Genomic DNA, 3,671 nt, shown 5'->3' on the forward strand with positions numbered 1-3,671 from the left:
CCGGGCGCACGGACGCCCGCCGGGGCAGCAGCGCCGCCACCGCGGCCGCGGTGGCCAGCAGCACCACCACGCTCACCAGCACCGTCGACTGCAGCGCGCTGACGAAGGCGGGCCGGGCCGCGCCCAGCAGGGCGGCGCCGGTCGGGCCGCCGACCTCGTTGGCCACGTGCGCGGCGGCGGCCAGCGACTCCCTGGCGTTCGCCTGGAGTTCGGGGGGCAGATCGGGTACGTCGGGCAGGGCGGGCGCGTAGGCCAGGGTGGTGATGGTGCCGAGGACCGCGATGCCCAGCCCGGCCCCCAGCTCGTACGCGGTCTCCTCGATGGCGGCGGCACCCCCGGCCCTGGACTCGGGGGCGGAGGCCATGATCGTGTCGGAGGCGGCCAGCAGGGCCACCTCGACTCCGAAGCCGATCCCGGCGAAGCAGAGCACCAGCGTCGGAGCGTGGTCCTCGGTGCCCCAGCCGAGCACGGGGAGCAGGGCCAGCGCGGTGAGCGCCAGGCCGCCGCTCATGGTGGCGCGCAGGCCGATGCGGTCCAGCAGCCGGGCGGCCAGCAGCCCGCCCGCGATGGCGGCGGCCATCAGCGGCGCCATGCGGATCGCCGCACCCAGCGGGGACAGGCCCAGCACCAGTTGCAGGTACTGGGCGAGCATCAACTGCAGCCCGACCAGGGCGAAGATCGCGAAGAGCACGCAGGCCACCCCGGTGGCGAAGGCACGCCTGGCGAACAGGCCGAGGTCGAGCAGCGGGGTCTCCAGGGCGCGCTGCCGCCGGGTGAACCAGACCAGCAGCAGCACACCGGCGGCGAAGATGACCAGGGCGAGCGGGCGGCCGACCGTGTGGCCGTACCCGGCCTCCTTCAGGCCGAAGGCCAGGGCGAGCAGGCCGGCCACCGAGAGCACGGCGCTGAGCGCGTCCCAGGAGCGCCGGCTCGGGCGGTCGGCGGGCAGCAGCCGTACGGCCAGGGGCAGCGCCACCAGCAGGACCGGCACGTTGATCAGGAAGACCGCGCCCCACCAGAAGTGCTCGACCAGCACACCGCCGATCATCGGCCCCGCGGCGGCGCCCCCGGCGGCCACCGCGCCCCAGACGCCGAGCGCGACCGCCCGTTCCCTGCGGTCGGTGAAGACCTGGCGGATGATGGACAGGGTGGCCGGCATGATCATGGCGCCGCCCACGCCGAGCAGGCCCCGGGCCACGATCAGCGCGATCGGGGTGGCGGCGAACGCGGCGGCCACCGAGGCCACCCCGAAGACCAGGTAGCCGCCGAGCACGAAGCGGCGTCTGCCGTACCGGTCGCCGAGGGTGCCGAAGGTGACCAGCAGGGGCGCGACCAGCAGCGAGTAGCTGTCGATGATCCAGAGCAGCTCTACGGCGGTCGGCTCGAGCGCGGCGGTGAGCGCGGGCACCGCGATGTGCAGCACGGTGGCGTCGACGGCGATCAGCAGCAGGCTGAGGCAGAGCAGCGCGAGCACCGCCCACCGGTTGGCGGGCGCCGGGGTGACCCGTGCGGGGGGCACCTGGCGCTCACATGGTCCGGGCGGGGGCGAACATGCGAGGCAGCTTAGGGTGACGGACGCCCGGTCGTCCGGCGGTTCGGAAAATCCGTCAACTCCCCATTTATGTGACGAGACGGGCAACCCCGAGAACCTCTCTAGAGAGATATACGTATATGTCCGACACCTAGGCAACGGAAGGTGGGACGCGGATCATGCCTTGGGTGGGGAGCGATGCCGAGGGGTCACCCGCGCGTGCCCGGCGCGATTTAGGTTCCGAGGCGTCGCCCCAGGGCGACCCGCGCGCCTGGAGCGGGCTGGCGGCCGAGTTACTCGGCCGCGGCCGGCCCGAGGCCGCGCTCAAGGCCGCTCGCCAGGCGGTTGAACGGGAACCGCACGGCGAATGGGGGCACCGCCTGGCGAGCCTCGCCCTGGAACGTCTGGACCGCGCTCCGGAGGCCGTCGAGGCTGCCCAGGAGGCGGTCAGGCTGGCGCCCGGCTCCTGGGCAGCCCGGCTCCGGCTGGCGGGCGCGCTGCGCCTGCGGCCCGGGCGGTGGCGGGACGCCTGGGCCGAGGCCCAGAAAGCCGTCAAGTACGCCCCCGAGGAGCCGGGGCCGCACGCGCTGTCCGGTGATCTCGCGCTGGCCAGAGGGGACCGTTCCCGGGCGGCCACGCACTACCGGGCGGCGCTCCAGCTCGATCCCGAGCACACCGGGGCCCGGATCAACCTGGGGCTGACCCTGCTCGGCTGGCCCGCGCCCCGGGACGAGGACCCGGACGGGCAGGCCGCGCGGCAGGTGCTGCTGGCCTGGTCCCGGCAGGTGCGGATACTGCTGGCGGTGGCGCTTGTCGCGGTGACGGTGGCCGCGCTCGGCTTCGACCTGCACCTGGAGGCGCAGATCGGTGGCGCGGCCGTGCTGGCCCCCGTGCTCGCCGTCACCGTACGGCAGGCCGGGCGGTTGCCGTCCTGGGCGCGGCTGGCCGCGGTGCTCGGACGGGACCTCTGGCTGAGCCTGTCGGTGGCGGCGGCGCCGGCCGTGGTCGCCGGGTACGTGGCGGGGCTGGCCACCCTGCCCGTGCACCGGGTGGTTCCGGCCGCCTTCGCCGGGGCCGCCGGGCTGGTGCTCTTCAATCAGGCGGCCATCCTGGTGCTGCGGCTGCTGGTGGAGGCGTGGCAGGGGCGGCCGTTGGCGGCGCTGGCCGAGTTCGGGGCCGCCGCCGGGGAGCGGGTGGCGCGGCGGAACATGGACGTGGCGCTCTGGATCGTGGCCGGGCGGAGCTGGTGGGGGTTGCTGCTCGTCTCGGTGGTGGCGCCTGCGGGGGCGTCCTGGGCGGCGTTCGCCGGGCTGGGGGTTCCGGTGGTGATGGTGCTGATCGGGCGGCGGGCCAATCTGCGTGGGGTGGTCCGGCGGGATCGGTGGCTGGTGGCCGCGCTCGCCTTCCTGGTGGCCTCTTCTATCTGTCTCGCGGTGGCCGGGGTCATGCCGGATATGCGCAGGGCCTGGCAAGGGGCGTGGCTGGCGTTGCTGGCCGTGCTGGCGGCGTTCGGGGCCCGTGCCGTGCGGGCCAGGTGGCGTGGCTCCCCCGGCCCGTGGCGAGCCGCCCTGATCCCTTTCCCCATCGAAACCGGCGACACCACCCCCTCCTCCGACCTCACCGACGAGGTCCGCCACGCGGTGACCTTCTCCCGGAGCGTCGTCCTCTCCTACGCCGGCCCGCACGGCCCCCGCTCGATGGCGGTGAGCGCGGTCACCTCGGTCAGCCGCTCCGGCGAACTCCGCGTCATCGCCGGCGAGGAATCCTGGGAAGCCGTCCAGCACGACCCCCGCGTGGCCATCTTCGTCGGCGACCCCCGCTTCTGGGCCGAGGTCCGCGGCATCGCCATCGCCGACAACGACGTCCTCCGCATCACCCCCCGCGAGGTGACCGTCCGCGAATACCCAGGCCGCCGCCAGGCCCGAACCCAGTGAGCTCGCCGCCCGCGTTCGTCCCCCATCGCATACCCGCGTTCATCCCATCGCACATAGCTTGGGACTCCCACCCAAATAGTCGCCTACGCCCACGCCGACCTGTACCCCGACGCCCGCTACGGGTGATCGGTTTCCGCGTTGACACGAAGAATTCGGTTGCCGTAGTCCTCCCGCCCACCCGCCCCCTCCATTGCCGGTAGGCCCCG

At 74.3% G+C, this 3,671-nt stretch carries 2 protein-coding genes; one reads left to right on the plus strand and one right to left on the minus strand.

Annotated features, from left to right (window positions below; all coding sequences use genetic code 11):
* A partial coding sequence (locus KIP79_RS45900; protein WP_214111383.1) for an MFS transporter occupies positions 1–1,519 on the minus strand: 1,519 nt, incomplete at its 3' end.
* A 191-nt stretch (positions 1,520–1,710) separates the two neighbouring features.
* Here KIP79_RS45900 and KIP79_RS45905 point away from each other — a divergent pair.
* On the plus strand, positions 1,711–3,465 hold the full coding sequence (locus KIP79_RS45905; protein WP_214111384.1) for a tetratricopeptide repeat protein: 1,755 nt from the start codon (positions 1,711–1,713) through the stop codon (positions 3,463–3,465).
* Positions 3,466–3,671: the final 206 nt, after the last annotated feature.

The sequence above is a fragment of the Acrocarpospora catenulata genome (genome assembly GCF_018476525.1).
In the GTDB taxonomy this organism is placed as follows: Bacteria; Actinomycetota; Actinomycetes; order Streptosporangiales; family Streptosporangiaceae; genus Acrocarpospora; species Acrocarpospora catenulata.